Source organism: Desulfosporosinus shakirovi (assembly GCF_020595055.1).
GTDB classification, from domain to species: Bacteria; Bacillota; Desulfitobacteriia; order Desulfitobacteriales; family Desulfitobacteriaceae; genus Desulfosporosinus; species Desulfosporosinus shakirovi.
Genome location: NZ_JAJDOO010000083.1, coordinates 1 through 1980, shown reverse-complemented (window position 1 = coordinate 1980; position 1980 = coordinate 1). Strand labels below are relative to the sequence as shown.

At 41.4% G+C, this 1980-nt stretch carries 3 protein-coding genes and 1 pseudogene; all 4 read left to right on the top strand.

Annotation, left to right across the window (positions count from 1 at the left end; translation table 11 throughout):
• Positions 1 to 254: 254 nt before the first annotated feature.
• Positions 255 to 353 (top strand): annotated as a pseudogene (locus LJE72_RS26915) (helix-turn-helix transcriptional regulator); the annotation flags it as partial.
• Between the two features lie 4 nt (positions 354 to 357).
• The gene (locus tag LJE72_RS26635; protein WP_312038975.1) at positions 358 to 450 is read left to right on the top strand and encodes a DUF6773 family protein; all 93 of its coding nucleotides are present in this window, start codon (positions 358 to 360) and stop codon (positions 448 to 450) included.
• An 8-nt stretch (positions 451 to 458) separates the two neighbouring features.
• Positions 459 to 812, top strand: a complete 354-nt coding sequence (locus LJE72_RS25860) for a DUF6773 family protein (protein ID WP_312038974.1) — start codon at positions 459 to 461, stop codon at positions 810 to 812.
• A gap of 225 nt (positions 813 to 1037) precedes the next feature.
• Positions 1038 to 1980: hydroxylamine reductase (gene hcp / locus LJE72_RS25855; RefSeq protein ID WP_229251010.1), on the top strand; the 943-nt coding region annotated here is incomplete at its 3' end.

The window sequence follows — 1980 nt, the reverse complement described above, 5'->3', positions numbered from 1 at the left end:
CCGATCTCCAGAATCTTACGCGCGTAAGATTCTGGGACAAGCCCGGCCGGGTCTGACGTTAACATTTGGTTTACGCTACATCGTTTTTAACCCCATGGGCACGGTTTTTGACGCCAAAGGCAGTTTTTCATGTACATATATTACCCAAAACTACCCGTAAACCCATGCAAAAGATTGACTTTTCGATAGATTATCAAGCCTTAGTTAGCTGCAGAAACCTCCTTGATCCCAATGAGCAATATATAGTTTGCATAATGATCGAAGTCGGGAAATTTAATCCATCATTACAGTTGTGTATAGCTATATGCAAGACGTTAGGTAAAACATTAAATGATATTTTTTGGGAGGTATAAAAGCATGCAAGATGAAAGAATTGAACAAGCAAAAAATAAAATCAGAAGTGAAATGGCAGTTATAGTAGTTTTAGGTGTTGTCGCTTCATTTTTTTAGTAAAGACTATGATATTCAACATGGAGTTGCAGGAATGTATTACAGAATATGTAATTATGATATTTTTCCCGCTGTATCAGTTTATAAGAATGCATACCATGAAGATAAGTATTTACGGTGAGCGCAGGAAGAAACAAGCTGTAATGAATTTGATGATAATAGTTTCAATCATAGTGGTTCTATCAGCAGTTTCCATCTTTAATTCGATGTCAGAGTCAGCAATGTATGTCTGGCCAAACGCAGTAGCTGGCGTAGCCGCATTTTTGGTTTATTCACAGCAATTTTTTTCATTGCCAGTAAATTTAATCAGCACAGAGGGCATAAGTACGAAGAGGAATTTGATGATGACAAATAAAGCATAAATATAGAGTGATCGTTGTTTGAGAGTACTTTGTATCATAATCCTAGAGGTTACTAAAAGCAAGGCGGCGAAAGTCGCCTTGCTTTGTCAATTTATCACGTTGAAACCGTGACCCAAATCACATAAAGGCACCATTTATAATGATAATATTAGCTCATCGGATAAAGAAACCAAGGCGCTGGGAAAACCCAAGGACGCCAAATATAAATGAAGGAGTTGTTATCTATTGTTTTGTTATCAATGTCAGGAAACAGCTAAAGGAACTGGTTGCACGATTAAAGGGGTTTGCGGGAAAACGGAAAATGTCTCTAATTTGCAGGATCTTCTAATTTACACATTAAAAGGGATCGCCACTTATGCAGTTCAAGCACGTGAACTAAGTATTGTTCGACCGGATATTGATAAATTCATCATGGAAAGCCTCTTCAGCACGATTACAAATGCCAATTTTGACAGAAGCTGTTTTGTCGAACGAATCCAAGAGGGTCTAATCCTCCGTGAAGGACTCAAGCAAGACATTCTCAAAACCGGCGGTACTATTCCGGCAGGCTTGCATGATGCAGCCACTTGGACAGCGACTGCAGATCAATTTGAAGCAAAAGCGGTTGCCGTCGGCATTTTAGCCACGGAAAACGAAGATGTCCGTTCTCTCAGAGAGTTACTCACTTATGGATTAAAAGGGATAGCCGCTTATGCAGAGCATGCCTATACCCTTGAGTATCAAGAAAGCGGTATTTTTGCCTTCGTCGAAAAAGCCTTGGCAGCAACCCTCGATGATACATTGGCAGTCGGTGATTTGGTGGCCCTTGTCTTGGAAGCAGGGAAATACGGTGTGGATGTTATGGCCCTTTTAGATCAAGCCAACACCACGACTTACGGAAACCCGGAACTCACCAAAGTTAACATCGGAGTCAGAAACAATCCGGCTATTCTCATCAGCGGCCACGACCTGAAAGACCTTGAGGAATTACTCGTTCAAACCCAGGGAACAGGCGTAGATGTCTATACTCATGGAGAAATGCTCCCAGCCCATTACTACCCGGCCTTCAAGAAGTATGACAATTTTGTCGGCAACTACGGCAACGCCTGGCATAAACAAGATAAAGAATTTGACTCCTTTAACGGCCCGGTTTTCCTAACCACCAACTGCCTCGTTCCTCCGAAGGAAT

Bases quoted from the DNA above. Each gene is read 5' to 3' on its own strand.
- LJE72_RS25860 (WP_312038974.1), top strand. From the start codon at position 459: ATGATATTCAACATGGAGTTGCAGGAATGTATTACAGAATATGTAATT.
- LJE72_RS26635 (WP_312038975.1), top strand. From the start codon at position 358: ATGCAAGATGAAAGAATTGAACAAGCAAAAAATAAAATCAGAAGTGAA.